Here is a 25,812-nt window from a genome sequence, read left to right as displayed (position 1 = left end):
GTCCTAACCCTTCACCCACCGCGCAGCGAAAAAGCCATCGATGCCGCCTTGTTCTCCCAGCATACCGGGATCGGAGCGGAAGTGGCCGTTGGCGGGGGTGAGGCCATCAGGCAGTCCGGCCTCGGTGACCGGCGCGGGGGTCAGCTTGTCGAAGGCCAGCGCCTGCAACTCGCCTTCCTCGCGTTCCAGCGAGCAGACCGCGTAGACCAGCGTGCCGCCGGGGGCGAGCCAGGTGGCGGCGCGGTCGAGCATGGCGGATTGCAGGGCGGTGAGTTCGGCGAGGTTGGCGTGGCGGTGGAGGACGTCGGGGTGGCGGCGGCAGGTGCCGGTGGCGCTGCAGGGGGCGTCGAGCAGGATGGCGTCGAACGGGTGTTCGGGCTGCCAGTTCAGGGCATCGGCAACGACGACTTGCGCCGTGAGGCCGCTGCGCTTGAGGTTTTCGGCGAGGCGTTCGGTGCGGCGTGCGGACTTGTCGAGCGCGGTGACCTGCCACCCGGCGGCGGCGAGTTGCAGGGTCTTGCCGCCCGGCGCGGCGCAGAGATCGAGGGCGCGACGGCCCTTCCCTTCGCCCAGCAGGCGCGCGGGCACGCTGGCGGCGAGGTCCTGCACCCACCACGCGCCTTCGCTGAAGCCGTCGAGCGCTTCTATGGCACCGGCGCGGGCGAGGCGGATGTGACCGGGGGCGAGCGACTGGCCGCCAAGGCGTTCGGCCCAGTGCGCGGTCTGCGCCGGATCGCGCAAGGTGAGGTCGAGCGGCGGCGGTTCGGCGAGGCCTTGGGCGATCGCGCCAATGCGTTCGGGCCATGTAAGCTGCCAGCGAACGGCGACAGCGGGGGGAAGCGTGGGTGCTTCTGGCAGCTTGGCGCCGCTCTTGGTGACGGCGGAGAACACGCCGTGCGCCAGTCGTCGCGGGCCGCCCATGAGCAGCGGCAACCCGGTGGCGACGATGGCGTGGCCGGGCAGGTTCAGGCGCAGCGCCTGCGCCAGCATCAGGCGCAGGACCGAGCGGGCCTTGGCATCCTCGGGCAGAGGCTGCTTGGTCGCGCCATCGATCAGCGCATCGAGATCGGCCATCCAGCGCAAAGATTCCTGCGCAATGGCAAGGGCAAGCGCGCGGTCATCAGCGCGTTCAATCGCGCGCAGGATCGGCGGCGCTGCCTGATCGAGCGGATCGCCCCGGTGCAGCACGGCATCAAGCATGCGCAGCGCGGCGCGGCGGGCGGGAACGCCGGGGACTTCATCGGCAGGAGTGGAGCGGGCCATCAGGGGAGCCTATCGGCGCTTGTGCCCCAATATGCAATTGCAGTTCGGCTTGGGAAGCTCCATCTGCGCAGGCATGGAAAAGCCCACTCCCCGTGCGACGAAGCGCCCCGCGGACTTCACTCCGCCCGCGCACTGGACCAATGACCCCGCCCCTGCCCCCAAGGCAATGGAGCGCGGTGATGATCCCGATGGCCTTGATCCCACACGCTTCGGCGACTGGGAAAAGAACGGGATCGCGATCGATTTCTGAAATTGCAGGCGTGTTTACCCCTGCTCGTCCCCCTTGCATTCGCCCTTGTGCTTTGAGGTGAGGGCCATCTGCATGACCATGGCCTTGCCGTTGGGGGCAGTGCCGTTCATGTCCATGGTCATGTCGTAAGTGTCGGGGCTGTAGGTTCCGGCGAGGGTCATCTTTGCCATGTTGCCGGCATCCTCGCCCGTGCCCTTGCAGGTCATGGTGGCGTCGATCTTGCCGTTCCCCATGGTGAAGGTGTCGTACTTGCAGTCTTCGCCCTGCTGGCCGAAGAACTTGCCATCGGGCTTTTCGGCCTCTTCCTTGGTCAGGCAGGAGGCGAAGGTCCTGGTCTCGCCGAGCGTCTTCTGCATCATGGCCTTGGCCTCGGGCGGCATATCTTCCACCTCGAACTTCTTGAACTGCATGGTCAATTCCCAGCGGCCGGGATTGAGCTTCATGCCCGCATCGGCCACGGACTTGGCCACCTCGGCAGTGCTGGCGTTCTTCTTGTCGACGGTGCCGGCATCGTTGCAGGCGGCAAGCAGGGCAAGCGGGATCAGGGCAATTGCAGCACGCATCGGGTCTCGTCCTCTCTCGTTCCGGCACGCAGGCTAACACTCCGCCGAAAAAGCGCCAGTGCGTCGCGTCACCCTGCCAGAGACTCTTCCGGGCACGGTTGTATGGGCGCGGTTTGTTCCCCATATTCGGGCGATGGCCGAACTCGTTATTCGCAGGGGACTCGAAGAGCCCGACACCTCGGGCACTTTTGTGCCGCACAAGCCGCAGCGCCCCGACAAGGTGGAAGGCGGCAAGCGATTCAAGGTAGTGTCCGACTACCAGCCTGCCGGCGACCAGCCCACCGCGATTGCAGACCTTGTCGCTGCCGCGCGCGATGGCGACCAGACGCAGGTGCTGCTTGGCGTCACCGGTTCGGGCAAGACCTTCACCATGGCCAAGGTCATCGAGGAACTGCAGCGCCCCGCCCTGATCCTGGCGCCCAACAAGATCCTCGCCGCGCAGCTCTATGGCGAGATGAAGAGCTTCTTCCCGGAAAACGCGGTCGAGTACTTCGTCTCGTACTACGACTATTACCAGCCCGAGGCCTACGTGCCCCGGTCGGACACCTATATCGAGAAGGAAAGCTCGACCAACGAGGCGATTGACCGGATGCGCCATTCGGCCACGCGGTCCTTGCTTGAACGCGATGACGTGATCATCGTGGCTTCGGTTTCGTGCATCTACGGCATCGGCTCGGTCGAGACATACTCGGCGATGATCTTCGACCTGAAGGTCGGGCAGACGGTCGACAGCGGCGAGATCATCCGCAAGCTGGTGGCACTGCAGTACAAGCGCAACGATGCCGGCTTTGCGCGCGGCAACTTCCGTGTGCGCGGCGACAATCTCGAGATCTTTCCCTCGCACTATGACGATACCGCGTGGCGGATCAGCTTCTTCGGCGACGAGGTGGAGGAGATCGTCGAGTTTGATCCGCTGACCGGGAAGAGCGGCGCGAAGCTGAACAACGTGCGCGTCTATGCGAACTCGCATTACGTGACGCCGGGGCCGACGATGCAGCAGGCGGCGCAGGCTATCCGCTTCGAACTGACCGAGCGACTCAAGGAGCTGGTCGAGGAAGGGAAGCTGCTCGAAGCGCAGCGGCTGGAACAGCGGACCAACTTCGATCTGGAAATGATCGCTGCCACCGGTTCGTGTGCAGGGATCGAGAACTACAGCCGCTTTCTGACAGGCCGCCTGCCAGGCGAGCCGCCGCCGACGCTGTTCGAATACTTGCCAGACAACTGCCTGCTGTTCCTCGATGAAAGCCACCAGACCGTGCCGCAGATCGGCGCGATGGCGCGGGGCGACCACCGCCGAAAGCTTACGCTGGCTGAGTATGGTTTCCGCCTGCCAAGCTGCATCGACAACCGTCCGTTGCGCTTCAACGAATGGGACGCGATGCGCCCGCAGACGATCGCGGTTTCGGCAACGCCTGCGCAGTGGGAGATGGAGCAGGCGGGCGGCGTGTTTGCCGAGCAGGTCATCCGGCCGACTGGCCTGATCGACCCGCCGGTGCTGATCCGCCCGGTCGAGGACCAGGTGCAGGACTGCATCAACGAGTGCAAGCTGACCGCCCAGCAAGGCTATCGCACGCTCGTCACCACCCTGACCAAGCGCATGGCCGAGGACCTGACCGAGTTCATGCACGAGGCAGGGCTGAAAGTCCGCTACATGCACTCCGACGTGGAGACGCTGGAGCGCATCGAGCTGATCCGCGACTTGCGGCTGGGCGTCTATGACGTGCTCGTGGGCATCAACCTGCTGCGCGAGGGCCTGGATATTCCCGAATGCGGCCTCGTCTGCATTCTCGATGCCGACAAGGAAGGCTTCCTGCGCAGCGAAACCTCTCTGATCCAGACCATCGGCCGCGCCGCGCGCAACGTGGATGGCCGGGTGATCCTGTATGCCGACCGCATGACCGGCAGCATGGAGCGCGCGATCGCCGAAACCGACCGCCGCCGCGCCAAGCAGCAGGCCTATAACGAAGAACACGGCATCACCCCGCAGACGATCAAGCGCAATATCCACGATATCGTTGCCGACACGGCAAGCCGCGATGGCGTGCTGGTCGACATTGACGCCGACGGCGCCAACAACCTCGTCGGCCACAACCTGCGTGGCTACATCGAGGAACTGGAGAAGAGGATGCGAGCCGCGGCGGCGGATCTGGAGTTCGAACTGGCCGGACGCCTGCGCGACGAGATCAGGCAGTTGGAGGCGTCAGAGCTTGGGTTGCCGGAGGGTGAGCGGAAAGCGCCGATTGTCGGGCGAAGCAATGAGGGCAAGCCGGGGACAAGGAAAACGCGGTACGGGAAGAGCCAGAAGACGAAGTGGGGGAAGTGAGGGAATTTTGTTGTGGGGCAGCGCTTCACAACGGACGGCGGTAACCTTTCCGATATTGATCGACCAAAGTGGTGCGGACCCAACTTGTTCCACCGTTGCAAAGCCGTAAGACCCGCAAGATTGGAGTCGGTGATGCACTCTGCGAGTTTGCCTCGATGTCGACCTATGAAGCCCTTTCCGTTGCGCTACAGGCGCTCCTCGTAAACATTAGCCTAATGGGCTTAGCGTTCGCCGCATTCGAAGCTGGGCGTCGCAAAAAGTGACTCAACTCGACAAACTCTTCGCCCACCTTCTCGCCAATCCGCGACAGTCCATCGCATTTCGCGATTTCGAGCGGTTGCTATCTGCCTTCGGGTTCACCCATGTGCGCACCAAGGGCAGCCATCTGGCATGGCATCATCCTGATGCGACACGCCCCCTTATCGTCCAGCCGCACGGGAAGGATGCGAAGCCCTACCAAGTGCAGCAGTTTCTTGATATGATCGAGGAATTGGGTTTGAAGCTGGACGAATGAACGCGCACCACTACCATATCAACGTGTTCTGGTCGGTCGACGACGATTGCTGGATCGCCGACGTTCCAGATTTGCGCCCTTGCTCTGCGCATGGAGAAACGCCAGCAGAAGCGCTGGCGGAGGCCGAAGTCGCTATCGAACTCTGGCTTGAGACCGCACGCGAGCACAACATGGCGATTCCCGAACCGCGATATCGCCCGGCAATTTACGCTGCTCGCTAACTTCGGCCAAAGTCTGTGCGAAACCTCAGCTCGATTCTTCTTGCCCTCGCCCTTGCTGCTTGCTCGAAATCGCCCGCGATGCCCGCGCGTGAGGGGGCGCCGGATGGTGCGGTGCGCATGGCCATGCCTGAGGGCGAGGCCTTGCCGGGGGTGCGTGATGGAGATGCGCAAGCGTCGTGGGCTGCGGGTTCGGATGGGCTTTCGGTGCGCTATGGGCATCCCGGGGAGACGCCGTTGGTATCAGTTTCCTGCCGCGAAGGCGTGCTGACCGTGACGCGCCATGCTGCCGCACCAGTGGGGGCGCAGGCGCTGTTCGCGCTGGTCGGGAGCGATGGGATCATGCGGCTGCCCGTGGATGCGACATCAGTGCCGGGGCAGCGCGGCTATATCTGGCAGGGGACGATCTCGGCCGACGACAGCCGGACCAAGGTGCTTGGCGGGTCCTACAACGGCACGCTGCCGGGGGCGGGGATGATCAAGGTTGCGGCCGGAGCGCCGGTGCGCGATCTTGTCATGAAGTGCCGCCGCTCTGCGCCGGTTGCCGCACCGGAGCCTGTCGCTCCGGCGCAGATCGCCGAATAGGTCAGACCTTGCCGAACTTGGCTTCGTAGGCGGCGGTATCGCCGCTGGCGAGAAGCTTGGCCTGCTCCACCCAGTTATCGCGCGTGGCGCGGCCGGCGAAAGTGCCAAGCTGGGCGTCGATCTTCGCGATGTCCTCATCTGTCCACGCTGCGATCTGGGCATAGCTGGTGACGCCAAGCGAGGCGAGGAGGGCCTTGAGCTTGGGGCCAACGCCCTTGATGCGGCCGAGGTCATCGCCGCCCTGCGGCGTAGGGGCAGGAGCAGAAACAGGCGCCGCCTCGACCACTTCCTCGGCAGCAGCAGCGGCGACGACTTCGCCGATCCCGGCCATGGTGCCAACGCCCGGAGGCGGCGTCACGAGGGCAGCAGCGCTTGGCGCATCGATCAGGGCCATGTTGCGGGCGGCCTTTTCGGCGCCATCCGAGAGGACGTCAGTGTATTCGCGCCGCTTCGGGGCTGGCCTGGCGCGACCCCACACCCACCACACCACGAACGCGACGAGAAGAACGATGCCCGCCAGCAGAATCTGGTTGGCTTCGAGCGATTGCAGCATCTGCATGACCCCTTACGCGAAAATCTCAGCGACGATCTCAGGCCGGTTGCTGCTTGCGGAACAGCACGCGGTCCTCGGGCCCGAACGCGCGGACCCACAACATGTAGCAGTAAATACCGAGAATTGCCGGAATTCCAACGGCCAGTTCGGCCCATTCGGGTGCCCAGGTCATTGCCACACCGACCGCAATGGCCGGAACGATCGCCCAGGCGAGGCCCCAGCGCCAGTTGCTGATCGAATGGCCGAGAATACGGGTCAGCACCCGCGACTTGACCGCCGAAGAGAGGCCAAGCGAGATCGCCAGAGCCAGCGAAGCGGCAGCGGCGACGTACATCGGCCCCGGCGTCACCTGCTCGGCGACGAGAATCAAGACGATGGTCAGCACCGCTTGCAGCGCAATCGTGGCCAAGCTGATCCACAGGTTGCGCATGCGCGCGAGGTAGACCAGCGCCGCTTCGCTCACCACGGCCTTGGACGCGACCACTTCTGCTACCAGCAGGAACACCAGCGCCGCCGTGCCAGAAACGAAGGCCGGACCGCCCAGCCCCATCAGCCCCTCGCCCGGAATGCCCAATGCCAGTGCGATGCCGATCTGCGCCGCGCCGATCCAGAAGCCGACCTGGCAGACCTGCTTGGCGATTGCCGCGTAGTCCTTGTCCTTGACACTGCGCGTGATGACCGGGCCGAGCACCGGTTCGAAGCTGGTCTTGAGCTTTTGCGGCAGCGAGGCGATCTGCTGCGCGAAGTAGTAGATGCCGACCGGCGCCTCGCCCACGAAAAAGCGCAGGATGAATACGTCGAGCTTGCGCGTGCCCCATTCCACGGCGTCCGCCCCGGCAAGCGGGATGTTGCGGCGAGCGATCTGCCACAGCGGGCCGGGACGCGGCTTCCACGCGCGCGGCAAGCCGTAAGTGCGCAGCAGGACGAAGACGGCAACGCCGGTCGCTGCCCAGACCGAGGCGAGATAGGCAAGGCTGAGGCCGGAACTCGGCCAGATGAAGTAGAACGCACCTGCCGCGATGGAGATCGTCCACGGCTCGACCACGGAACGGGCGCGAACCGTTGTCGCCACGTCGAAGCGGTAGGCAAGCGCCGCAAGCGCAAGATCGCCAAGCGCGAGGCCGGGAATCGAGAGTACCAGCAGACGGTCGGCCAACGTGAAGTTGCCGCTGGGGTACATCGATTGCGGGAACAGGTAGATAAGCGCTCCCATGCCGAGCGCCAGCGACATTGCCAGCAGCACCGCATCGCCCACCACGTTGGCGGGGTGCTCGTCATTCTCGGCAAGGCGCTGGGCGAGGCCGCGTTTCTGGCCCAATGTCGCCAGCATCCCGGCGAATTCGACCATCACCAGGGCCGAGGCGAAACGCCCCATGGCGGGCGCCCCGTAAAGGCGGCTCGCAATGAAGAGGAACGGGATGCGCGCGAGCAGACGCAGCAGGAAGCCAAGGAAATTCGTCCGCCCGCCCTTGGCCAGCGCGGCGATATCCTGTTGCGGGGCCCTGGCTTCAGACAAGGACTGTTTCCGCCTTGAGCGGGCGCGACAGCAATCCTGCGACCACGTCCCGCGCCGGGGCTGCACCCTCGAGGAGCGTCACCACCGCCTCGACGATGGGCATGGAGATGTCGCGGCTGCGGGCGATATCGGCGAGGACCGGCGCGGTAAAGGCACCCTCGGCCACCGAGTTCCTTGCGCCGAGCACATCGGTTGCGCTGGCTCCCTCGCCCAGCGCCTTGCCCAGCGAAAAGTTGCGGCTGGAAGTGGACGAGCAGGTCAGAACGAGGTCTCCCAGACCGGAAAGACCCGAAAGGGTTTCCGCCCGCGCACCCAAGGCGAGGCCAAAGCGCTGCATCTCGGCAAAGCCGCGGCTGATCAGCGCCGCACGGGCGTTCTGGCCGAGGCCGAGGCCATCGACCACGCCGCAGGCAATGGCGAGGACGTTCTTCACCGCGCCGCCGATTTCGGCGCCTGCCACGTCGTCGGAATAATACGGCCGGAAGGTCGGGCGGGCGATCACCGTCGAAAGCCGCTGCCATTGCGTTTCGCCGCCCTCACAGGCGAGCGTGACGGCAGTGGGCAGTCCTGCTGCCACCTCGTGCGCAAAGGTCGGGCCTGACAGGACAGCAATCTCGGCACCCGATGCCGCATCACGGGCAACCTCGGCCATGAGGCGGCCGGTGCCCGCTTCGATGCCCTTCGAGCAGAGCACGACGTCGCCGTCCTTTCTGCCCATCGCACCGAGCACACCGGCCAAGAACTGCGCTGGCGTAACCATCAGCAAAACCGGCAGTGCTGCCATCTCGCCAAGGTCGCTCGTCGCGCGGATCGCAGGCGCGAGCTGCGCCGAGGGCAGGAACAGGCTGTTCGTGCGCTTGGCATTGATCTCATCGACCAGTTCCGCCTCGCGCGCCCAAAGCAGGACTTCGCGGCCATCGCTTGCCAGCATCTGGGCGAGCGCGGTGCCCCATGCGCCTGCGCCTACGACACCTATACCAGCGGTCATGCCTTCACCCCTGCGCCGCGCACCGGGGCGGCATTGTCGTCGAGCGGCCAGCGCGGCCGCGCGGCCACGTCGAGCGGGTCGGTATATCCCAGAGCGAAGCGCTCAACGCCAGCCCAGCCGATCATGGCGGCATTGTCTGTACACAGTTTCGGTGGCGGGGCGACCAGCGGGAGGCCGTGTTCGGCGGCAAGCGCTTCGAGCGCGGCGCGCAGGGCGGCGTTGGCGGCGACTCCACCTGCCACGACCAGCGCGGTCATCCCCGATGAAGCAGCGCCAAGAGCGATCCGCGTCCGGTCCACCACGCAATCGAGCGCGGCCTCCTGGAACGAGGCGGCGATGTCGGCATCGGCGTGGATGCCGGCATCCTTGGCCCGCATCACTGCGCTCTTGAGCCCGGCGAACGAGAAGTGCGGCTCACCGCTGCCGACAAGGGGGCGCGGCAGGGGCACGGCCTTGGGGTTGCCCTCGCGCGCCAGCCGCTCGACCGCAGGGCCACCGGGATAGCCTAACCCGAGGATCTTGGCGGTCTTGTCGAAAGCTTCGCCCAGTGCATCGTCGATGGTGGTGGCAAGGCGGCGATACTGGCCAACGCCTGCCACTTCGAGGATCTGGCAGTGCCCGCCCGAAACCAGCAGCAGCAGATAAGGGTATTGCAGAGCGGGATCGGCAAGGCGCGGCGACAGCGCGTGGCCTTCGAGGTGATTCACTGCCACCAGCGGCTTGTCGGCCGCCATGGCCAAGGCCTTGGCAGTAACGAGGCCGACCATCACCCCGCCGATCAGGCCGGGGCCTGCGGTTGCCGCGATCGCATCGACATCGTTCAGCGTCATGCCCGCATCGGCGAGCACTGCCTCTACCATCGGCCCCAGCACTTCGACATGCGCGCGCGCCGCGATTTCGGGGACGACGCCGCCGTAAGGGCGGTGCGCTTCGTCTTGCGAAGCAATGCGTTGCGCGACGATGCGCGCGGCCAGCGTCGTGCCATTGCCGTCGATCACCGCGGCGGCGGTTTCATCGCAACTGGATTCTATGCCAAGGATCAGGGCCATCTGGCGCTTTCCTCTAATGATAATCCCCGTTACGGCAAGCAGTGCATGAACACATCATCTACGCCCTTGGCACCTGAACGCCCGCTGAGGCTCGGAACCCGCCGCTCCCCGCTTGCCATGGCGCAGGCCGAAGAGACCCGCGACAGGCTTTGCGCCGCCCACGGATGGGACGAAAGCATGGTGGAGATCGTCCCCGTCACCGCCAGTGGCGACAAGATCCTTGACCGCCCGCTCGCCGAGATCGGCGGCAAGGCGCTGTGGACCAAGGAGCTCGACGCCTGGCTGTTCGAAGGCGAGATCGACTTTGCCGTTCACTCGATGAAGGACGTCGAGACGACCCGGCCTGAACAATTCTGCATCGCCGCCGTTCTTCCCCGTGCCGACGTGCGCGACGTGCTGGTTGGTGCGGCCTCCATCCATGCCATTCCGCCCGGAGCGCGCGTCGGCACCAGCGCACCGCGCAGGGCCGCGCAGATGCTCCATGCCCGGCCGGACCTCAAGATCGTCGGCTTTCGCGGCAATGTCGCCACGCGCCTCGCCAAGCTGCAGGCTGACGAAGCGGACGTGACATTGCTTGCCGCCGCGGGCCTGCAGCGCCTGGGCGAGACGGGTGTCGGCACGCCGCTGTCGGAATTCGAATGGCTCCCGGCCCCGGCGCAGGGTGCGATCGGCATCGAATGCCTGTTGGCGAGCGATGACGTGCGCGGCTGGCTTTCGGCCATTGACGACCGACCGACGCACGAGGCGGTGCTGGCCGAACGCGCCTTGCTGGCGGCACTGGGCGGCAATTGCCACAGCCCGATTGCAGTGCTGACCACGCATCACGAGAGCTCGCTGACAGTGCGCGCAGCGATCTACAGCCCCGATGGTGCCGAGCGGATCGAAGCCAGCGAGACCTTCGCGCCTGCTGACAGCGAAGGCCCCCGCCGTCTCGCGCATCGTCTGCTGTCGCAAGCGCCGGAGTCGGTAACGGTACACTTTTCCGGCGAATGAGCAGCGCTGAACCGCTGCCGCTGGTGGTGATCCGACCCGAGCCGGGGAATTCGGCAACTTGCGCGGCAGCGCGCGAGATGGGGTTGGAACCTGTCAGCGCCCCCCTGTTCGAGATCGAGGCAGTCGACTGGGACGCGCCCGACGAGCATTTCGATGCGATCCTTGCCGGCAGCGCCAATGTGTTCCGGCATGGCGGGGCGGGTCTGGCGCACTTCTCCGATGTGCCGGTGATTGCGGTAGGCGAGACGACGGCAGCGGCGGCACGTTCTGCCGGGTTCGTGGTCTCCCGTGTTGGCGAAGGCGGATTGCAGCCAGTGGTGATGACCCTGCCGCCGGGGAATTACATCCGAATCGCCGGTGAAGATCGGGTGAAGCTGTCCCCGCCCGAGGACGTGCGAATCGTCACGGTTGTAACTTACGCGTCCCGGAAAAGGGCAGTTCCGGCAGCGCTCCAAACCGCCCTGAATCGCGGTGCGGTGGTGCTTCTGCACTCCGGCGAAGCGGCCCGCCATTTCGCGCAGGAATGCGAAAGACTTGGAATCTCCAAGAAAAGTCTCCATCTTGCCAGCTTGGCCCCACGCATAGCGGAACTCGCTGGCAATGGCTGGGGCACAGTCGCAGTGGCTGCCGGCAGGACCGACAAGGAGGTTCTGGAACTCGGCGCGCGGATGTGCCAGACAGTGTGACATCGGGGCGACAGGACAAGCGAAAACGCATGGAGGATCTGGTCTACAGCACGCGGGGGCAAAGCCCGCGAAGGAGCGGCATAGGCGGCCGTGGCATCGCCGCGCTGGTCGCCGGGTGCCTGCTGGCAGGCGCTGCGGGTGCCGCCTGGCTCGGCTGGCGCAATGGCCTGATCGATGTGCGGATGGACAGCTCCGGAATCCCGCAGCTGGTTACTTCGCCTGCCACCGAGCCTGCCCCCGGCCCGTCCGCCGCCCAGACTGCAGCAGCACAGGCCCAGATCGGCGCGCAAATTGACAGTACCGCCGCCAGGATCGCCATGCTCGAACAGCGGCTGGCGGAGCTTAACCAGCAGGCGATCGCCGCCTCGGGCAATGCCACCCACGCGGAATCGCTGTTGCTGGCTTTCGCTGCGCGTCGTGCACTGGAGCGCGGGCAGCCCTTGGGCTGGATCGAAGCGCAGTTGCGCGCTCGTTTCGGCACGACGCAGGGCGCGGCGGTGGACCGCGTGATTGCCGCAGGCGCCGCGCCAGTGACGCTCGCCCAGCTTGGCGAACAGTTCGAACTCCTCGCGCCCGAACTGGTCGGCGGCAAGGCGGATGAAGGCACGCTCGACTGGCTTGGCCGCCAGCTTTCGGACCTGTTCGTGATCCGCCACGACGGTTCCCCCTCGCCCGCGCCGGAAAGCCGCCTGCAACGCACCCGCGCCTTCCTCGCCGGCGGCAAGATCGAAGCCGCCGCCGCCGAAGTCGAAAAGATGCCCGGCCACGACGCCGCGCAAGACTGGCTGGTGCGTGCCCGTGATTACATGGCGACGCAGCGCGCGCTCGATCAGCTGGAAGCAGCAGCGCTGATGGGCGCGCAGCCGGTTGCCGCACCCGCGCCCACGGTTGCGCCTGACCCGACGGCGAGCGCTTCGCCTGCAGTGCCGCCGCTGCCTCCGGCGGGGTCCACGCCGCAGATTTGAGTGGTAGGTTAAGGGCGCTGATTGGCGCGGTCTTCTCTCCCGGGATTTGCGCCAAGCGTCGTCGTCGCTGAGACGACACAATTGGGGACATTGGCCTACAACCTACAACGGTGAACAGACTTAGAGGTTGCGATGTCGAAGTCAGCACAACAACGGTGGAGCGATCACCGAGATCGCATTCTCGAGGACATCGGCAGTCGTAAGATTGCCCGCGTGGAGATCCCAGGTTGGCAGCCGGTGAGCTTTGACGAGGGCATGCGCTGGCTCCAAGCAACGCACTATGAGGGCTTCAAGGCAGATCATAACTTGCTCGCCAACGGTGAAGCTTTGATTCTGCAATTACGTAGCTGGGAAGAATAGCGTCGGTTTGCGCTCCAAACCGCAGCATCAGATACCCAAAACCCGTCGTCCCGGACTTGATCCGGGACTTGGCTTTTCTTCTTCGGCGCTGGGCTGGAAAGAAAGGCCAAGCCCCGTGTCGAGCACGGGGCGACGGTTAGGTGGTCATCCGCGGCGCAACGCCGCCAACATCACGCCGCCCGCAGCAGCTTGGGCAGATCGCCGCTCATGCCGCGCGCTTCGTCCATGAACCAGCGCTTCAGCGGCGCCGCGCGCTGCACGCCGGCCATGCCGAGGCGGCGAACTGCCGAAGGGAGCTTGCCGGGGATGCCGAACAGGCGGGTCAGCACATCCGTTGCCGTGGCCACCATGAAGGTATCGGCCGCGCGCCAGCGTTCGTAGCGGGCGAGGAGTTGCGCGTCGCCTACGTCGAGACCCAGGCGCACGCCGTCCGACAGCACCTCGACCAGTGCCGCGACATCGCGCAGGCCGACGTTGAGGCCCTGCCCCGCGATCGGGTGCATGCCGTGCGCGGCATCGCCGACCAGCGCCAGCCGGTCCTCCACGATGCGCGCGGTGTGGTGGAAATTGAGTGGATAGGACGAGCGCGGGCTGGCCAATTCGATCTTGCCGAAGATGCCGTGCATGCGGCTGGCGACTTCATTCAGGAACATCGCCTCTGGCATGGCCAGCACGGCGGCGGCGTCCTTCTCGGCCACGGTCCAGACCAGCGCCGAGCGGTGCTTGCCATTTTCATCAAGCAGCGGCAGCAGCGCGAAGGGGCCCGCCGGGTAGAACACTTCCCACGCGACGTTGCCGTGCGGCTTCTCGTGCGTCAGCCCAGCGATGATCGCGCGATGGCCGTAGTCCCACTTGGCGGGCGTGAACCCGGCCTCGTCGCGCGTCGGGCTCTTGCGCCCTTCGGCTGCGACCATGAGCCGCCCCTTGAGCAGGCGGCCATCGGAGAGAGTGACCAAAACGCCGTGTTCGCCGCGTTCGCGGGCCACGACGTGGCTGTTGGGGTGGAAGGTGATCGCCTCTTCGCGCGCGGCCACGCCGTACATCGCAATGCGCAGATCGCGGTTGGCGTACATGCGGCCGAGGGAGCCGTCGCCCTCGCCGGGCTTGAAGTCGATCCGGCCCGGCTTCATCCCGTCGGTCACCGCGATGGATTCAATCGGGCAGCCCTTGGGCGCCAGTTCCTCGGCCATGCCGAGGTTGGTGTAGAGGTTCCAGCTGGCAGTCGAGATTGCCGAGGCGCGGCCGTCAAAGCCTTCGGCGGTCTGCGCCGCAGGGTCGGAATTGTCGACCACGTGGGAGGTGATTCCCGCCTTGGCGAGGCCGATGGCGAGCGTCATGCCCACCAGACCACCACCCAGAATAACGACGTCTGCCTGCGACTCGTTCACTTGACCACTCCACATGTATTGCCGACGCCACCATCGAGATCGAGGCAGCGTCCGTCAAATGCACCTTGGGGGATCTTGAGGCCGATCAGTGCCGCAAGTGAGGGGGCGATGTCCACCGTTTCCACGCCGCTCGGCTGTTCGAAACCGGTCATCCCCTTGCGCCAGAACAGGATCGGCACGCGGCGGTCGTAGTCCCATGGGCTGCCGTGGGTGGCGACGTAGCCCTTGCGCGCCTGCGGAATGGCGACCACGCCGCGCTTGAGCATCACCACGAAGTCCCCCGAATGCAGCGGATTGTACGAGGCGCGCGCGCGTTCGGCCAGGGTCCAGGTTTCGGGCGAGCCCTGCGGCATCGGTGTCGCGGCGATTTCCGCGGCCGAGAGCACCTTCTCGACGAAGGGGCTGGTCATCAGGATCGCGCTGGCGTCGTCGATGATCTTGCCCTTGAGGCCGATATCGAGGTCCTTGCGCAGCCAGTAGTCGCCCGCGGGGCCATCCGACAGGATCAGGCCCTTGGGCTCGAGGCCATAGCGCTTGCCGAGGGTAGCCGACAGCGCCTCGGCCGAAACTTCCGGGCCGACGCGAGAGGTCTTTTCAAGGCCCTGCTCGTGAAGGCGTTCGGGAATGTCGAACCCGCCGTGATCGGCAGTCAGCACCACGGCATAATCGATCCCGCGCTTGTCGAGGCTGGCGAAGAAATCGCCGAGCGCCAGGTCAAGCTGGGTCAACTGGATGCACATCTCCGCGCCCTCGGTGCCGGTGGCGTGGCCGACATAGTCGGTGGCCGAGAGGCTGACGGCGAGGAGATCGGGCACGGTGTTACGGCCCAGCTTCTGTTCGTCCACCAGCTTGACCGCGAGGTCCAGCGTGGCGCGGTCGAGCCGGGGCGACACGCGGAACTGCTCGGGCTCGCCCGCCTTCAGCGCGAAGTGGCCATTGCCGACAGAGACGTCACCGGCCTGCACGGCGCGATCGGCGCGACGGCAATAGGCCGGCAGCGGAAACTCACCCGCGCCCTTGGCCAGCAGACGATCAATCTCGGCGTTCTGCGCGATCGCCGTCGGGCCCAGCTGACGCCCGGCAAGCGTGACGAACTGCTTGCCCTTCCACCAGTAGACCTGGTCGATATCGTGCCCGCCCATCATCAGCGCGCCGCGATCCTTGCCCGAGACAGCAATGTTGCGGGCCGCGGGGTTGGCCTTCTTCATCCACTCGCCCAGCGTCGGCACCAGCAGATGCACGGGCGAGGCGACGTAGTCCCGCGATCCCGCCGTGCGCTTCGATACGTCCTCGGCGCAATAGACGACCTTGGGGCCCGTGGTGACGGTCTGGTCGATCCACGAGTTGGCGATGATGCCGGTGTGGGCCGGGCGGTTGCCGGTCAGGATCGTCGAGTGGCCGGGGCAGGTCTCGGTTGCGGCGTGGCTCTGGTAGCCCGCCGGGAATACCGCGCCTTGAGTCAGCCGCACGAAGCCACCGGTAAAGTGCTGGCGATACTGCGCGAAGATGTCGGCGGAGAACTGGTCGATGGAAATCGCGACAAGCAGCTTGGGCGCGCCTGCCGGGACCTGCTGGCTGACCGCGGGCGATACCTCCTGCGCTGCAAGGGGAAGGATCGGGGCAGCGCATGCCAGCAGAACTGCGGCGTAACGGATAAGGGCTTTCACGCGAAACATACTCCTGTGGGCACGTACACTGGACTCGAAGGAAGGCCAGCCGTAGGACGCCCAAGAGCGCTACGCATGGCCCGCCAAGCGCTCCCGTTCAAGGGGCCAGATGGAACCGGTAACGCCGTGATGCCGATACGCGAACTGGCCGGGATCAAGACCTTGCGCACAATAGCGATGTTTGTGACAGCGCTATTGCTGATGGTCTTCGCGCCCGCGCAAGCAGCACCCAACCACATGCGCGCCAGCCTGATTGCCGAAGGTCCGGCGCAGCCCGGCGGCACGGTCACCCTTGCCCTGCTGATGCAGCCCGAAAAGGGGTGGCACGGCTATTGGTCGAACCCGGGTGATGCCGGCTATGGACTGACGCTCGACTGGACCCTGCCCAAGGGCGCAAGCACCGGAGCGATGGAATTTCCGGTGCCGCAGACCCTGGTCATCCAGGGACTGATGAACCACGTGTACGAGCACGACTATGCCGTGCTGGTGCCGCTCAAACTGCCCGCCGATGCAAAGCCGGGCACGATCCTGCCGATCTCGGTCAAGGCGCAATGGCTGGTCTGCACCAATGAGATCTGCGTGCCCGAACGCGCCGAGTTGCAGGGCACAGTTACCGTCGGAAGTGGCCCGGGGGACAAGCGCTTCGAGGGCTGGCGCGCAGCGATGCCTGCCCCGCTCGACCGTCCGGGCACGTTCACGCTGACCGGCAAGGTCCTGCGCCTTGCCTTGCCCTTTCCCGCCTCGGCGCCGCTCGATGCACCCCATCTTTTCCTGAAGACCGAGCGCGTCATCGACTATGCCGCCGCCCAGCGCTTTTTCCGCAACGGCGATACGCTGGTGGTGGAAGTTCCGCTGGCCAAGTCACCCGCTCCGTCCGAAAGGATCGAAGGTGTGCTGGCGATGGGCAAGGATGCAGGCGGCATCGCCTTCGCTTCGGTCCCGGGAGCCGTGCCAACGGGGGGTGATGAAGTCGGCGGCGAAGGGGCCTTCACCGCATCGACGCTGGCGTTCGCCTTGTTCGGCGCATTCCTGGGCGGCCTGATCCTCAACGTCATGCCCTGCGTGTTTCCGATCCTCAGCCTCAAGGCCCTCGCCCTCGCCCGAGGCAATTCGCAGAATGCACGGAGCGAAGGCCTGGCCTACACGGCAGGCGTAGTGCTGGCCTGCCTGATGCTCGGCGGTGCGATGCTGGCCCTGCGCGCGGGTGGCGAAGAGGTCGGCTGGGCGTTTCAGCTGCAGGAGCCGGGCGTGGTCGCGGTGCTGCTGCTGCTGGCCGTGGCGATCACTGCCAACTTTGCTGGCCTCTATGAACTCCCCGGCCTTTCGGTCGAACGCGGTGCAGGCCATTCGGGAGCATTCGGCACCGGCCTGCTTGCCGCATTCGTTGCCACGCCCTGCACCGGACCGTTCATGGCCGCAGCCATGGGTGCCGCCCTGGTCCTGCCGGCATGGGCAGCGCTCGGCGTATTTGCGGCGCTTGGCCTTGGTCTTGCGCTGCCGTTCCTGCTGCTGGGCTTCGTCCCTGCCCTGCGCCGCCTCCTGCCCAAGCCTGGCAAGTGGATGGAGCGCTTCCGCCGCATCATGGCCCTGCCTATGGGACTGACGGCGCTCGGCCTGGGTTGGCTCACCTGGCGGATCGGGGGCGCGCAATACGCGGCCGTCGCCGTGGCAATCGCGGTGATCCTTCTGGCAGCGCTGGCCGCCATCGGGATCACGCAGCGCAAGAGCAGGCCAATTGGCGCGCTGGCCGCAGTTTGTGCGCTGATCATGATCGGCGGAGTGGTGGGGCTTCCACCACCGGCACCCGTGGCAGGCGTCGAGGAAGACCTGCTCGGTTCACGGCCGTTTTCCGAGGCTGCCCTCGCCGATGCACGCCGCAACAACCTGCCGGTTTTCCTCTATTTCACCGCCGATTGGTGCCTGTCCTGCAAGGTCAACGAGAAGGTTGCGATACAGACCGACATGACCGATGCGGCCTTCCGCATGCGTGGCGTGGTGGTGATGCGCGCAGACTGGACGCGGCGGGATCCGGCAATCACGCGCTTCCTTGCAAAGCACGGCGCGGCGGGCGTGCCCCTGTATCTGTGGTATCCCAATGGGGGCGGAGAGCCGCAACAGCTGCCGCAAGTCCTCACCAAGGACCTGCTGGTCAGCCTTGTTGGCTGAGGCCGGCGGCCAGCGCCTGAGCATCAGAGCGACTGGCCGTCGTCAACCGAAATGAACGTGCCGGTGACCTGCCGCGAGGCGTCGGAAGCAAAGAACAGCATCATGTCGTCCAGCGCCGAAATGTCGGTCAGCCGCTTCCTCGGCCAGGATGCGATCTGTGCCTTGCCGCCTTCGCTATCGAACCATTCGCCATCGATCTCGGTGCGGATGTAGCCGGGCTGGATCACGTTGACGTTGATTCCCAGCCGTGCCCATTCGCGGGCAAGTTGGCGGCCAAGGTGCTGCACGGCGAGCTTCGTGGCCGCATAGGCGCTGTCGCCCTGCGCGGTCATCTGCGCGGTGATTGATCCGGTCAGGATGATGCGCCCCTTTTCGGACTGCTTCGATCCGGCCGCGATCATCCTTCGCGCCCCTTCGCGTGCTGTCAGGTAGACGCCATTGAAGTTGGTATCGACGACCCGGCGCATCGCGTCGGCAGGCAGGTCGATCGAGCGTCCCGCTTCGACGATGCCGGCGTTGGCGACAACGACATCGGGAACTCCGACACTGGCTTCGGCCGCATCGAAGGCCGCGATGATCGAGGCTTCCTCGGTCACGTCAAGAGCAACGGCCAGCGCCTTGCCGCCTTGGCCGTTGATCTCGTCGGCAAGAGCAGCCACGCGCTCAACCCTGCGCGCGCCGATGACCACCGACGCGCCGGCGGCTGCGTAAAGACGGGCAAAGCGTGCGCCGAGGCCCGATGACGCCCCGGTAATCAGCGCAACGCGGCCTGCGAGCGAATAACGTGGGGCTTCCATGGTTCTCTCCCGATGTGGCTCGAACCATTTAAGCGCGTGGTTAAAACTGGCAACCCGCTTTTCGCAGGGGCAGTCACTTCCTTGTGACTTCCACCAGTCCCCCACCCAGCGCGCGGTAAAGTTCCACCATGTTCGCCGCCTTGGTCAGCCGCGCCGATATCAGCGACTGGCGAGCGCTGTAGAGCGTCCGCTGGGCGTCAAGCGGTTCGAGGTAATTGGCGACACCAGCGTCATAGCGCGACTGGCTGATGCGATAGGCAGTCGCCGCATTGGCCTCAAGCGACGACTGGGCACGGATGCTCTCGTCAATCGTCCCGCGCCGGGCCAAGGCGTCGGCCACTTCGCGAAACGCGGTCTGGATGGTGCGTTCGTAGGTTGCAAGGGCTGCATCGCGCGAGGCCTTTGCCGCAGCAAGGTTATTGGCCGTAGCGCCCCCATCGAAGATGCGCTGCCGCAGCGAGCCGTTTACCGTCTTCTGAAATTCTCCGCTGTTGAAGATGTTGGTGAGCCCGGCACTGGCAAAGCCGAACAAGCCCGTCAGCGAGAGGGTCGGGAAGAAGGCAGCGCGGGCTGCGCCTATGTCCGCATAAGTGGCCTTGAGATCATGCTCGGCCGCAAGCACGTCGGGGCGGCGCAGCAGGACTTCCGATGAAAGCCCGACCGGCAAGGCATCGCGTATTTGATCGCCCGCCCCCAGGGTTGTCGGCAGAAGGTCATCGGTGAGCGGCTTGCCCACGATAAGGTCGAGCGCATTGCGCGCTTGGGCAAGGCTGGTGCGAAAGTCTGCTACGGCCGCCTCAGCGCTGTTTAGCGCGGTCGTCGCCGTGGCGACTTCGAGCCTGGTGCCGATGCCGTTTGCTTCACGCCGCACGTTCACGTCGAGCGTGCTGCGCCGGGAAGCGACGGTTTCCTCGGCAATGCGCAAGGCGTCGGCTGTCGCAGCGTAGGACAGCCATGCGCTCGCCGCCTCGGCGACCAGTGCGATCTGCGTCGCCTTGCGGCCTTCCTCGGTGGCGAGATAGGTCTCGAGCGAGCTGCGGCTCTGATTGCGCAAGCGTCCCCACAAGTCGATCTCGTAGGCGCTCGTCCCGGCTTGGACGAGGAAATTGTCAGTTACCCGGCCCGCTGTTCCCTGCACCGCCGATAGCGTGCCAGTGGCGTTGACAATAGGGAACAGTGCCGCACGATCCACGCGATAGAGCGCCCTCGCCCGTTCGACGTTGGCCAGAGTGGCACGCAGGTTCCGGTTCTCGGCAAGAGCCGTGGCGATGACCTGCTGCAGGCGGGGATCTACGAAGAATTCCCGCCAGCCCAGCGCGTCGGCGGCAGTCTCGGTTCCGGCCAATGCCGGATAGACCCCGCCTTGGGGCAAGGACTGCGGCACCGGCGGCGTGGGCTGCACATATCTCGGCGCGAAATTGCATGCGCCCAGCGCCAGCGCAGGCAGGGCCGCGAATGCGATCTGCCGCTTCATGCCGTTTCTCCTGCAGCAAGAGGCGGCCGCTTGTTCTTGCGACGGTCTACCCAGCCCTTCACCACGACGAAGAACACCGGCACCAGGAAGATCGCCAGCACTGTTGCCGAGATCATCCCGCCCATCACGCCAGTGCCGATCGCCTGCCGCCCGTTGGCGCCCGCACCATCTGCGAACGCCAGCGGAATGACGCCGGCGATGAAGGCCACGCTGGTCATGATGATCGGGCGCAGCCGCAGGCGCGCGCCTTCAAGCGCGGCGTCGATCGCGCTTGCCCCGCGCGCCATGGCGAACTCGGCAAACTCCACGATGAGGATCGCGTTCTTGGCGGACAGGCCGATCGTCGTCAGAAGTGCCACCTGGAAGTAGATGTCGTTGTCGAACCCGCGCAGCGTGACCGCCAGCACCGCGCCGACAATCCCGAGCGGGATCACCAGCAGAACCGCTACCGGCACCGACCAACTTTCGTACAACGCGGCAAGACACAGGAAGATGAAGAAGATCGAAGCTGCATAGAGCAGGCCCGACTGGCTAGATGCCGCGCGCTCCTGATAGGACAGGCCGCTCCATGCGGGTGTGAAGTTTCCTTCGAGCTTGCCGACGTTCTCTTCCATGATCGTCATCGCATCGCCCGAGCTCACGCCCGGCGCCCCGCTTCCCTGAAGCTGTTGCGCGGCGATGCCGTTGAAGCGGTCCAGGCGCACCGGTCCTTGCGTCCACCGGGTCGATGCAAAGGCCGAGAATGGCGCCATCTCGCCGTTGGCACTGCGCACGAACCACTGGCCAAGATCTGCCGGCTTGGCGCGATAGGGCGCATCGCCCTGCACGTAGACACGCTTGACCCTGCCGCGATCGACGAAGTCGTTCACGTAGAGGCCGCCCCAGGCGATCGACAGCGTCGAATTGGCGCTGGCAGGCGCGATCTGGAAGGCAGTGAGCGCATCGTCGTCGATGTCCACCTTCAGTTGCGGCGTGTCTTCCAGACCGCTAAACCGGACTTGCGCCATGCGCGAGTCCTCGCCAGCCAGCTTGGTCAGCTGTCGGCGTGCAGCGGTAAGCGCTTCGCGGCCCGCGCCGGACGCATCCTGCAACCACATTTCAAAGCCCGACGAGCTGCCCAGCCCGCGGATCGGTGGTGGATTGAGTATGAAGATCTGCGCTTCGCGCGATGAACGGAAATGGGCGTTCAGGCGTTCGGCTATGGCCGATGCGGACCGGTCCGCACCCTTCCGCTCGGACCAATCCTTGAGCAGGATGAAACCTTGCCCCGCATTCTGCGCCGATCCCGACTGCCCACGCCCCATCACGACAAAGACTGCCTTGATGTTGTCGGCCTCGCTCTTGCGAATGTAATCCGATATGCCCGTTGCGACTGCGCGGGTCTGTTCCGTGGTCGAACCCACCGGCAATTGGTAGCTGATCGAGATATTGCCCTGATCCTCGTCGGGCAGGAAGCTGGTTGGCAGCTGCACATAGAGCGCGACCATGGCGATGGTGATGCCGAGGAAGGCGATCATCCAGGCGCGGGGGCGCCCCACGATCCGGGCCAACCGATTGCGATAACGCTCTTCAAGACCGGAATAACCCGAATTGAACGCGCGGAAGAACCGGCCTTTGGGCTTTTCATGATCTGCCACGGGCTTCAGCAGCGTGGCGCACAGTGCAGGCGTGAACACCAGCGCGACGAGCACCGAAAGCGTCATGGCTGAAACGATCGTGACGGAGAACTGACGGTAGATGGCGCCGGTCGACCCCCCGAAGAACGCCATGGGCACGAAGACAGCCGTGAGGACCAGCGTGATCCCGATCAGCGCCGAGGTGATCTCCTCCATCGACTTGACGGTGGCCTCGAGCGGACCAAGCTTCTCCTCGTGCATCACGCGTTCGACATTCTCGACCACAACGATGGCGTCATCCACCAGCAGGCCGATGGCAAGAACTACGCCGAACATCGTCAACGTGTTGATAGTATAGCCAAACAGGAAGAGCACGCCGAAGGTGCCCAGCAGAACGACCGGAACGGCAATCGCCGGGATCAGCGTGGCGCGCCAGTTCTGCAGGAACACGAACATCACCACCACGACCAGCGCGATGGCTTCGAAGAGGGACCAGACCACTTCCTCGATCGAAAGCTTCACGAAGATCGAGCTGTCACGCGGATAGGCAACGGCATAGCCTTCGGGCAGATCGGCGGAGAGTTCCTCAACCTTGGCCTTGACCAGATCGGCCGTGCGGGTGGCATTGGCGCCCGAGGCAAGGCTGATCGACAGGCCGGTGGCCGGCATGCCGTTGAACCGGCTAAGCGCACCGTAGCTTTCCTCGCCCAGTTCCACCCGGGCGACGTCCTTGAGCTTGACCACCGAGCCATCGACATTGGTCTTCACGACCACGTTCCTGAACTGGTCAGGCGTCTCAAGGCGCGAGCGTGCAGTGACCGTGGCGTTGAGCCGCTGGCCTTCGGGCGCAGGATTGGCGCCGATCTCGCCCGCTGCAACTTGCGTGTTCTGGGCCTGCAACGCAGCCGTCACGTCCGAGGGCATCAGTTGCACCGCCGCCAGCCGCAAGGGATCAAGCCAGACCCGCATGGCAAAGGATCCGCCGAAGATGTTGGTGCTGCCAACGCCCTCCACGCGCGAGATCGGATCCTGAAAGTGCGTGGTCAGGTAGTCGGAGATGTCGGAGTTCGTCGCGCGGCCCGTCTTGTCGTAGATCGACACGACCATGAGCTGATCGGACTGCGCCTTGTTGACGTTGACGCCCTGCTGCTGGACCACGGCCGGCAGGCGGCTGACCGCACGCGAGATCGCGTTCTGGACCTGAACCTGCGCGGTATCGGGATCAGTACCCTTGTCGAACGTGACTGTGATGCTGGCAGACCCGTTCGACGAGGTCGAGCTGAAGTAGAGCATCCCGTCGAGGCCCTTGAGCTGCTGCTCGAGCACCTGGGTGACCGAGTTCTCGACCGTCGAAGCATCGGCGCCGCCATAAGTCGCGTTGATCGAGACCGTCGGCGGCGCGATATCGGGATATTGCTCCACGCCCATGGTGCGCAGCGCCAGCAGGCCGGCCGCCATGATGACGATGGCCAGTACCCACGCGAAGATCGGTCGGTATGCGAAGAAACGGGAAATCATCCGCGATCAGTTCCCGCCGCTTGCGCCAGAGCCCGCTGCCCCCTCGGGCTTCGACTTCGAACCCGCCGGAACCACCTTGACCTTCTGTCCCTCGCGCGCATTGATCAGCCCCTCGACGACTACCCTGTCGCCTGGCTTCAGTCCTGATGTGACGAGCCAGTTCTGTCCCACCGGATTGTCGGCGACCACGTCGCGCTTTTCGAGTTCGTCCTTGGCATTCGCGACAAGCACACTGGCCCGCCCACGCGGATCGCGACTGACGGCGGCCTGGGGCACGAGTATGCCGTTCGGCACCGTTCCCTGACCGACGCGGGCCCGGACGAACAGGCCGGGCAGCAGATCGCCTCTGGGATTGGGCACGACCGCGCGCACGGTGATTGTACCGGTTTCGGGATCGACGTCGATGTCGGCGGGATTGAGCTTGCCCGCAACCGGATAGGTGCTGCCGTCGGGCAGGATCACGGTCACGGGGGCCGCGCCGGCAACGAGCTTGCCGCTTTCGATCGCGCGACGCAGCGCGATGAAGTCTGCCCCCGACTGCTTGATGTTGACGTACATCGGATCGAGCCGCTGCACTTTGGCCATGGGCGCAGCCTGGGCGTTCGTCACCAGAGCCCCCTTCGTCACCATCGAAATGCCGATGCGTCCGCTGATCGGCGAGGTGACGCGGGTGAAGCCAAGATTGACCTGTGCCGACGAAAGCGCTGCCCGCGCCTGCCCCACTGCCGCGCGTGACTGATTGTAGGCTGCGCGTGCGTCTGCTGCTTCCTGCTTGCTTACGCCGCCCTGTTGGGCAAGCAATGCAAAGCGTTCGGCCTTGAGGCGGTTGGCCTCGACGGTAGCCTGCGCAGCCGCAAGCGACGCCGAGGCCTGAGCCTGGCTAGCGGCGTAGAGCCGGGAATCGATCTGGTAGAGCGGCTGGCCGGCCCGCACGAACGAGCCTTCCTGGAATAGCCGAGCGGTAACGAGCCCCGCCACCTGCGGTCGCACTTCGGCAATCTCCGATGCTTCCGTACGCCCGGATAGTTCGGTCGTGAGTTCGACCGGCTCGGCTCTTGCCACCATGACGCCGACGACCGGCGTTGGCTTTTCCTTCTGGGCATCGGCGGAGCCGCAAGCCGAGAGTGCCAGCGCCGAGGCAACAACGGTAGGCAGGGCAAATACAAAGCGATTGGTCGACGACAAGGACAGTCTCTCTCGAAATCTCGATCGTTCCATCGCACCGGCCACAGCAAAATTGCGAATCGCGCCCTGCGCGGCGCCATCCGTGCTGCAAGTGCGAGATGCGTTTCCGACCAGTGTCTAGCAGATTGCCGCCTTGGCGCACGTCCCTTGATGGGCAAGCGCAAAAGCTGCGACACAAAGTTACAACTGGCCTTGGACCTCCTCGAAATCTCCGATTCGTCGCAGTGCAAGTCCAAAATCGCCGCAAAATCACTGGTAGCGCGCGAAATTCGGTGGAAAGACGGCCGCAGGCCATGGCTTTCGCGGTTCTGCTTGCGTTAGCCGTGCCGTCCCTTTCCAGCAGAGGACATCAGGACAATGAACAACAGCGACCTCGCAGATACCATCGCAGCAAGCCACGGCCTTTCGAAGGCAGACGCCCGCAAGGTCGTCGACGGCGTGTTTGCCGCGATCGCCGACGCAGCCGCGAAGGGCGAGGAAGTCTCGCTGAACGGCTTCGGCAAGTTCAAGGTCAAGAACACCCCGGCCCGCGAAGGCCGCAACCCCTCGACCGGCGCCACCATCCAGATCGCAGCTTCCAACAAGCTGACCTTCTCGGCTGCCAAGGCCGTCAAGGACAAGCTGAACGGCTGATCCGTTCTGGACCGGCGCCCGCACTTGTGGGCGCCGGGTCCACATCATACGGTGCGCCAATCCCGCAGCACCGTGCCGGTCATCCGGCAATTTCGCCAGGATCCCGTCCAGACGGTTGAACCGGAATCCCCTTCCAGAACTGAACCCGATCCGCCCGCCCGCGCATCGATCGGTCACGCCTTCACCGGGGCCAGACATACCTGCCGTAAATTATCGAGCGCCCTTCGCGGCCGAGATGTGGGTATTAATAACTTTAGTTAACGGCTCGAGAGCGCAGCCCCCTTCCTCTAACATTAAATGATGTTAAATTTGCCCCGAATTCTCGACAGAAACGGGCATATATACATGAATATAAACGATATTTCACTATGAGCATGGTAAACGGCTGTTGACAATGACTGCGCCCCAAGCGGGCGGAAATTAACCATTACTTAGGCCCCTCTACCTAGGAAACGCCCTTGTCCGGCCAGTTCGCCGGCAAAGGTTTGTGCGACATCCGGCACGATCCTTCTCGGGACAACTCCGGTGGCTCCGGAGTGTTG

23 protein-coding genes are annotated in these 25,812 nt (G+C 65.1%); 11 read left to right on the top strand and 12 right to left on the bottom strand.

Features of this window, described 5'->3' with window-relative positions:
- Positions 1-3 precede the first annotated feature (3 nt).
- On the bottom strand, positions 4-1,263 hold the full coding sequence (locus tag IM701_RS01925; RefSeq protein ID WP_193827624.1) for an RsmB/NOP family class I SAM-dependent RNA methyltransferase: 1,260 nt from the start codon (positions 1,261-1,263) through the stop codon (positions 4-6).
- A 73-nt stretch (positions 1,264-1,336) separates the two neighbouring features.
- Here IM701_RS01925 and IM701_RS01920 point away from each other — a divergent pair, with 73 nt between their 5' ends.
- Positions 1,337-1,513 carry a DUF1674 domain-containing protein gene (locus IM701_RS01920; protein WP_082013427.1) on the top strand — a complete coding sequence of 59 codons (177 nt, stop codon included), beginning with the start codon at positions 1,337-1,339 and terminating at the stop codon, positions 1,511-1,513.
- Positions 1,514-1,527: 14 nt separating this feature from the next.
- Here the strand turns inward: IM701_RS01920 and IM701_RS01915 are convergent, their stop codons facing one another.
- A complete protein-coding gene (locus IM701_RS01915; protein WP_193827623.1) occupies positions 1,528-2,076 on the bottom strand; it encodes a DUF3617 domain-containing protein in 549 nt (182 codons plus the stop codon).
- 133 nt (positions 2,077-2,209) lie between these two features.
- On the opposite strand from IM701_RS01915, the gene uvrB reads away from it, so the two are divergent.
- The 4 genes from uvrB to IM701_RS01895 all read left to right on the top strand — a co-directional run bounded on the left by uvrB (position 2,210) and on the right by IM701_RS01895 (position 5,716).
- Positions 2,210-4,399 (top strand): excinuclease ABC subunit UvrB, encoded by a 2,190-nt coding sequence (gene uvrB, locus IM701_RS01910; protein WP_193827622.1) that lies wholly within the window; start codon positions 2,210-2,212, stop codon positions 4,397-4,399.
- Between the two features lie 259 nt (positions 4,400-4,658).
- Positions 4,659-4,913, top strand: a complete 255-nt coding sequence (locus tag IM701_RS01905) for a type II toxin-antitoxin system HicA family toxin (RefSeq protein WP_193827621.1) — start codon at positions 4,659-4,661, stop codon at positions 4,911-4,913.
- The gene (locus IM701_RS01900; protein ID WP_193827620.1) at positions 4,910-5,134 is read left to right on the top strand and encodes a type II toxin-antitoxin system HicB family antitoxin; all 225 of its coding nucleotides are present in this window, start codon (positions 4,910-4,912) and stop codon (positions 5,132-5,134) included. Before IM701_RS01905 ends, IM701_RS01900 begins: the two co-directional genes overlap by 4 nt.
- A gap of 78 nt (positions 5,135-5,212) precedes the next feature.
- A complete protein-coding gene (locus tag IM701_RS01895) occupies positions 5,213-5,716 on the top strand; it encodes a hypothetical protein (RefSeq protein WP_193827619.1) in 504 nt (167 codons plus the stop codon).
- Position 5,717: 1 nt separating this feature from the next.
- Here the strand turns inward: IM701_RS01895 and IM701_RS01890 are convergent, their stop codons facing one another.
- The 4 genes from IM701_RS01890 to tsaD are packed head-to-tail and all read right to left on the bottom strand — an operon-like array spanning position 5,718 to position 9,822.
- Positions 5,718-6,269, bottom strand: a complete 552-nt coding sequence (locus IM701_RS01890; RefSeq protein ID WP_193827618.1) for a hypothetical protein — start codon at positions 6,267-6,269, stop codon at positions 5,718-5,720.
- Between the two features lie 37 nt (positions 6,270-6,306).
- The gene (locus tag IM701_RS01885; protein ID WP_062344830.1) at positions 6,307-7,785 is read right to left on the bottom strand and encodes a lipopolysaccharide biosynthesis protein; all 1,479 of its coding nucleotides are present in this window, start codon (positions 7,783-7,785) and stop codon (positions 6,307-6,309) included.
- Entirely contained in the window at positions 7,778-8,773 is a 996-nt protein-coding gene (locus IM701_RS01880) for an NAD(P)H-dependent glycerol-3-phosphate dehydrogenase (RefSeq protein ID WP_193827617.1), read from the bottom strand. The genes IM701_RS01885 and IM701_RS01880 overlap by 8 nt, the downstream gene beginning before the upstream one ends.
- Positions 8,770-9,822, bottom strand: a complete 1,053-nt coding sequence (gene tsaD / locus IM701_RS01875) for a tRNA (adenosine(37)-N6)-threonylcarbamoyltransferase complex transferase subunit TsaD (protein WP_193827616.1) — start codon at positions 9,820-9,822, stop codon at positions 8,770-8,772. The genes IM701_RS01880 and tsaD overlap by 4 nt, the downstream gene beginning before the upstream one ends.
- Before the next feature lie 117 nt (positions 9,823-9,939).
- Here tsaD and hemC point away from each other — a divergent pair, with 117 nt between their 5' ends.
- The 4 genes from hemC (at position 9,940) to IM701_RS01855 (ending at position 12,826) form a co-directional block, all read left to right on the top strand.
- Positions 9,940-10,815 carry a hydroxymethylbilane synthase gene (hemC, locus tag IM701_RS01870; RefSeq protein ID WP_230487873.1) on the top strand — a complete coding sequence of 292 codons (876 nt, stop codon included), beginning with the start codon at positions 9,940-9,942 and terminating at the stop codon, positions 10,813-10,815.
- Positions 10,812-11,501, top strand: coding sequence for a uroporphyrinogen-III synthase (locus tag IM701_RS01865; RefSeq protein WP_193827614.1), 690 nt, complete (start codon positions 10,812-10,814; stop codon positions 11,499-11,501). The genes hemC and IM701_RS01865 overlap by 4 nt, the downstream gene beginning before the upstream one ends.
- A 29-nt stretch (positions 11,502-11,530) precedes the next feature.
- Entirely contained in the window at positions 11,531-12,466 is a 936-nt protein-coding gene (locus IM701_RS01860) for a hypothetical protein (protein WP_193827613.1), read from the top strand.
- Between the two features lie 132 nt (positions 12,467-12,598).
- Positions 12,599-12,826 carry a hypothetical protein gene (locus IM701_RS01855; RefSeq protein WP_193827612.1) on the top strand — a complete coding sequence of 76 codons (228 nt, stop codon included), beginning with the start codon at positions 12,599-12,601 and terminating at the stop codon, positions 12,824-12,826.
- Positions 12,827-12,996: 170 nt separating this feature from the next.
- Here IM701_RS01855 and IM701_RS01850 read toward each other — a convergent pair whose 3' ends face one another.
- Both IM701_RS01850 and IM701_RS01845 read right to left on the bottom strand, forming a co-directional pair.
- Complete coding sequence (locus tag IM701_RS01850) at positions 12,997-14,229, bottom strand: UbiH/UbiF/VisC/COQ6 family ubiquinone biosynthesis hydroxylase (protein ID WP_193827611.1); 1,233 nt, start codon at positions 14,227-14,229, stop codon at positions 12,997-12,999.
- On the bottom strand, positions 14,211-15,890 hold the full coding sequence (locus IM701_RS01845) for an alkaline phosphatase family protein (protein ID WP_193827610.1): 1,680 nt from the start codon (positions 15,888-15,890) through the stop codon (positions 14,211-14,213). The genes IM701_RS01850 and IM701_RS01845 overlap by 19 nt, the downstream gene beginning before the upstream one ends.
- 120 nt (positions 15,891-16,010) lie before the next feature.
- On the opposite strand from IM701_RS01845, the gene IM701_RS01840 reads away from it, so the two are divergent.
- The gene (locus tag IM701_RS01840) at positions 16,011-18,047 is read left to right on the top strand and encodes a protein-disulfide reductase DsbD (protein ID WP_193828310.1); all 2,037 of its coding nucleotides are present in this window, start codon (positions 16,011-16,013) and stop codon (positions 18,045-18,047) included.
- Between the two features lie 23 nt (positions 18,048-18,070).
- Here the strand turns inward: IM701_RS01840 and IM701_RS01835 are convergent, their stop codons facing one another.
- The 4 genes from IM701_RS01835 to IM701_RS01820 all read right to left on the bottom strand — a co-directional run bounded on the left by IM701_RS01835 (position 18,071) and on the right by IM701_RS01820 (position 24,637).
- Positions 18,071-18,844: an SDR family NAD(P)-dependent oxidoreductase gene (locus IM701_RS01835; RefSeq protein ID WP_193827609.1), complete on the bottom strand. Its 774-nt coding sequence runs from the start codon at positions 18,842-18,844 to the stop codon at positions 18,071-18,073.
- Between the two features lie 73 nt (positions 18,845-18,917).
- The gene (locus tag IM701_RS01830) at positions 18,918-20,318 is read right to left on the bottom strand and encodes an efflux transporter outer membrane subunit (RefSeq protein ID WP_193827608.1); all 1,401 of its coding nucleotides are present in this window, start codon (positions 20,316-20,318) and stop codon (positions 18,918-18,920) included.
- On the bottom strand, positions 20,315-23,452 hold the full coding sequence (locus IM701_RS01825; protein ID WP_193827607.1) for an efflux RND transporter permease subunit: 3,138 nt from the start codon (positions 23,450-23,452) through the stop codon (positions 20,315-20,317). The genes IM701_RS01830 and IM701_RS01825 overlap by 4 nt, the downstream gene beginning before the upstream one ends.
- 6 nt (positions 23,453-23,458) lie before the next feature.
- Positions 23,459-24,637: an efflux RND transporter periplasmic adaptor subunit gene (locus IM701_RS01820; RefSeq protein WP_230487760.1), complete on the bottom strand. Its 1,179-nt coding sequence runs from the start codon at positions 24,635-24,637 to the stop codon at positions 23,459-23,461.
- Between the two features lie 357 nt (positions 24,638-24,994).
- On the opposite strand from IM701_RS01820, the gene IM701_RS01815 reads away from it, so the two are divergent.
- Positions 24,995-25,270 carry an HU family DNA-binding protein gene (locus IM701_RS01815; RefSeq protein WP_039336287.1) on the top strand — a complete coding sequence of 92 codons (276 nt, stop codon included), beginning with the start codon at positions 24,995-24,997 and terminating at the stop codon, positions 25,268-25,270.
- Positions 25,271-25,812 lie beyond the last annotated feature (542 nt).

Source organism: Novosphingobium sp. ES2-1, assembly GCF_015169775.1.
GTDB classification, from domain to species: domain Bacteria; phylum Pseudomonadota; class Alphaproteobacteria; order Sphingomonadales; family Sphingomonadaceae; genus Novosphingobium; species Novosphingobium subterraneum.
This window is presented reverse-complemented; position numbering and strand designations above follow the sequence as displayed.

Coding starts and splice junctions, on each gene's coding strand:
- IM701_RS01925 (WP_193827624.1), bottom strand. CDS start 1,263: ATGGCCCGCTCCACTCCTGCCGATGAAGTCCCCGGCGTTCCCGCCCGC.
- IM701_RS01920 (WP_082013427.1), top strand. CDS start 1,337: ATGGAAAAGCCCACTCCCCGTGCGACGAAGCGCCCCGCGGACTTCACT.
- IM701_RS01915 (WP_193827623.1), bottom strand. CDS start 2,076: ATGCGTGCTGCAATTGCCCTGATCCCGCTTGCCCTGCTTGCCGCCTGC.
- uvrB (WP_193827622.1), top strand. CDS start 2,210: ATGGCCGAACTCGTTATTCGCAGGGGACTCGAAGAGCCCGACACCTCG.
- IM701_RS01900 (WP_193827620.1), top strand. CDS start 4,910: ATGAACGCGCACCACTACCATATCAACGTGTTCTGGTCGGTCGACGAC.
- IM701_RS01895 (WP_193827619.1), top strand. CDS start 5,213: ATGCCCGCGCGTGAGGGGGCGCCGGATGGTGCGGTGCGCATGGCCATG.
- IM701_RS01890 (WP_193827618.1), bottom strand. CDS start 6,269: ATGCTGCAATCGCTCGAAGCCAACCAGATTCTGCTGGCGGGCATCGTT.
- IM701_RS01880 (WP_193827617.1), bottom strand. CDS start 8,773: ATGACCGCTGGTATAGGTGTCGTAGGCGCAGGCGCATGGGGCACCGCG.
- tsaD (WP_193827616.1), bottom strand. CDS start 9,822: ATGGCCCTGATCCTTGGCATAGAATCCAGTTGCGATGAAACCGCCGCC.
- hemC (WP_230487873.1), top strand. CDS start 9,940: ATGGCGCAGGCCGAAGAGACCCGCGACAGGCTTTGCGCCGCCCACGGA.
- IM701_RS01865 (WP_193827614.1), top strand. CDS start 10,812: ATGAGCAGCGCTGAACCGCTGCCGCTGGTGGTGATCCGACCCGAGCCG.
- IM701_RS01860 (WP_193827613.1), top strand. CDS start 11,531: ATGGAGGATCTGGTCTACAGCACGCGGGGGCAAAGCCCGCGAAGGAGC.
- IM701_RS01855 (WP_193827612.1), top strand. CDS start 12,599: ATGTCGAAGTCAGCACAACAACGGTGGAGCGATCACCGAGATCGCATT.
- IM701_RS01850 (WP_193827611.1), bottom strand. CDS start 14,229: ATGTGGAGTGGTCAAGTGAACGAGTCGCAGGCAGACGTCGTTATTCTG.
- IM701_RS01845 (WP_193827610.1), bottom strand. CDS start 15,890: ATGTTTCGCGTGAAAGCCCTTATCCGTTACGCCGCAGTTCTGCTGGCA.
- IM701_RS01840 (WP_193828310.1), top strand. CDS start 16,011: ATGCCGATACGCGAACTGGCCGGGATCAAGACCTTGCGCACAATAGCG.
- IM701_RS01835 (WP_193827609.1), bottom strand. CDS start 18,844: ATGGAAGCCCCACGTTATTCGCTCGCAGGCCGCGTTGCGCTGATTACC.
- IM701_RS01830 (WP_193827608.1), bottom strand. CDS start 20,318: ATGAAGCGGCAGATCGCATTCGCGGCCCTGCCTGCGCTGGCGCTGGGC.
- IM701_RS01825 (WP_193827607.1), bottom strand. CDS start 23,452: ATGATTTCCCGTTTCTTCGCATACCGACCGATCTTCGCGTGGGTACTG.
- IM701_RS01815 (WP_039336287.1), top strand. CDS start 24,995: ATGAACAACAGCGACCTCGCAGATACCATCGCAGCAAGCCACGGCCTT.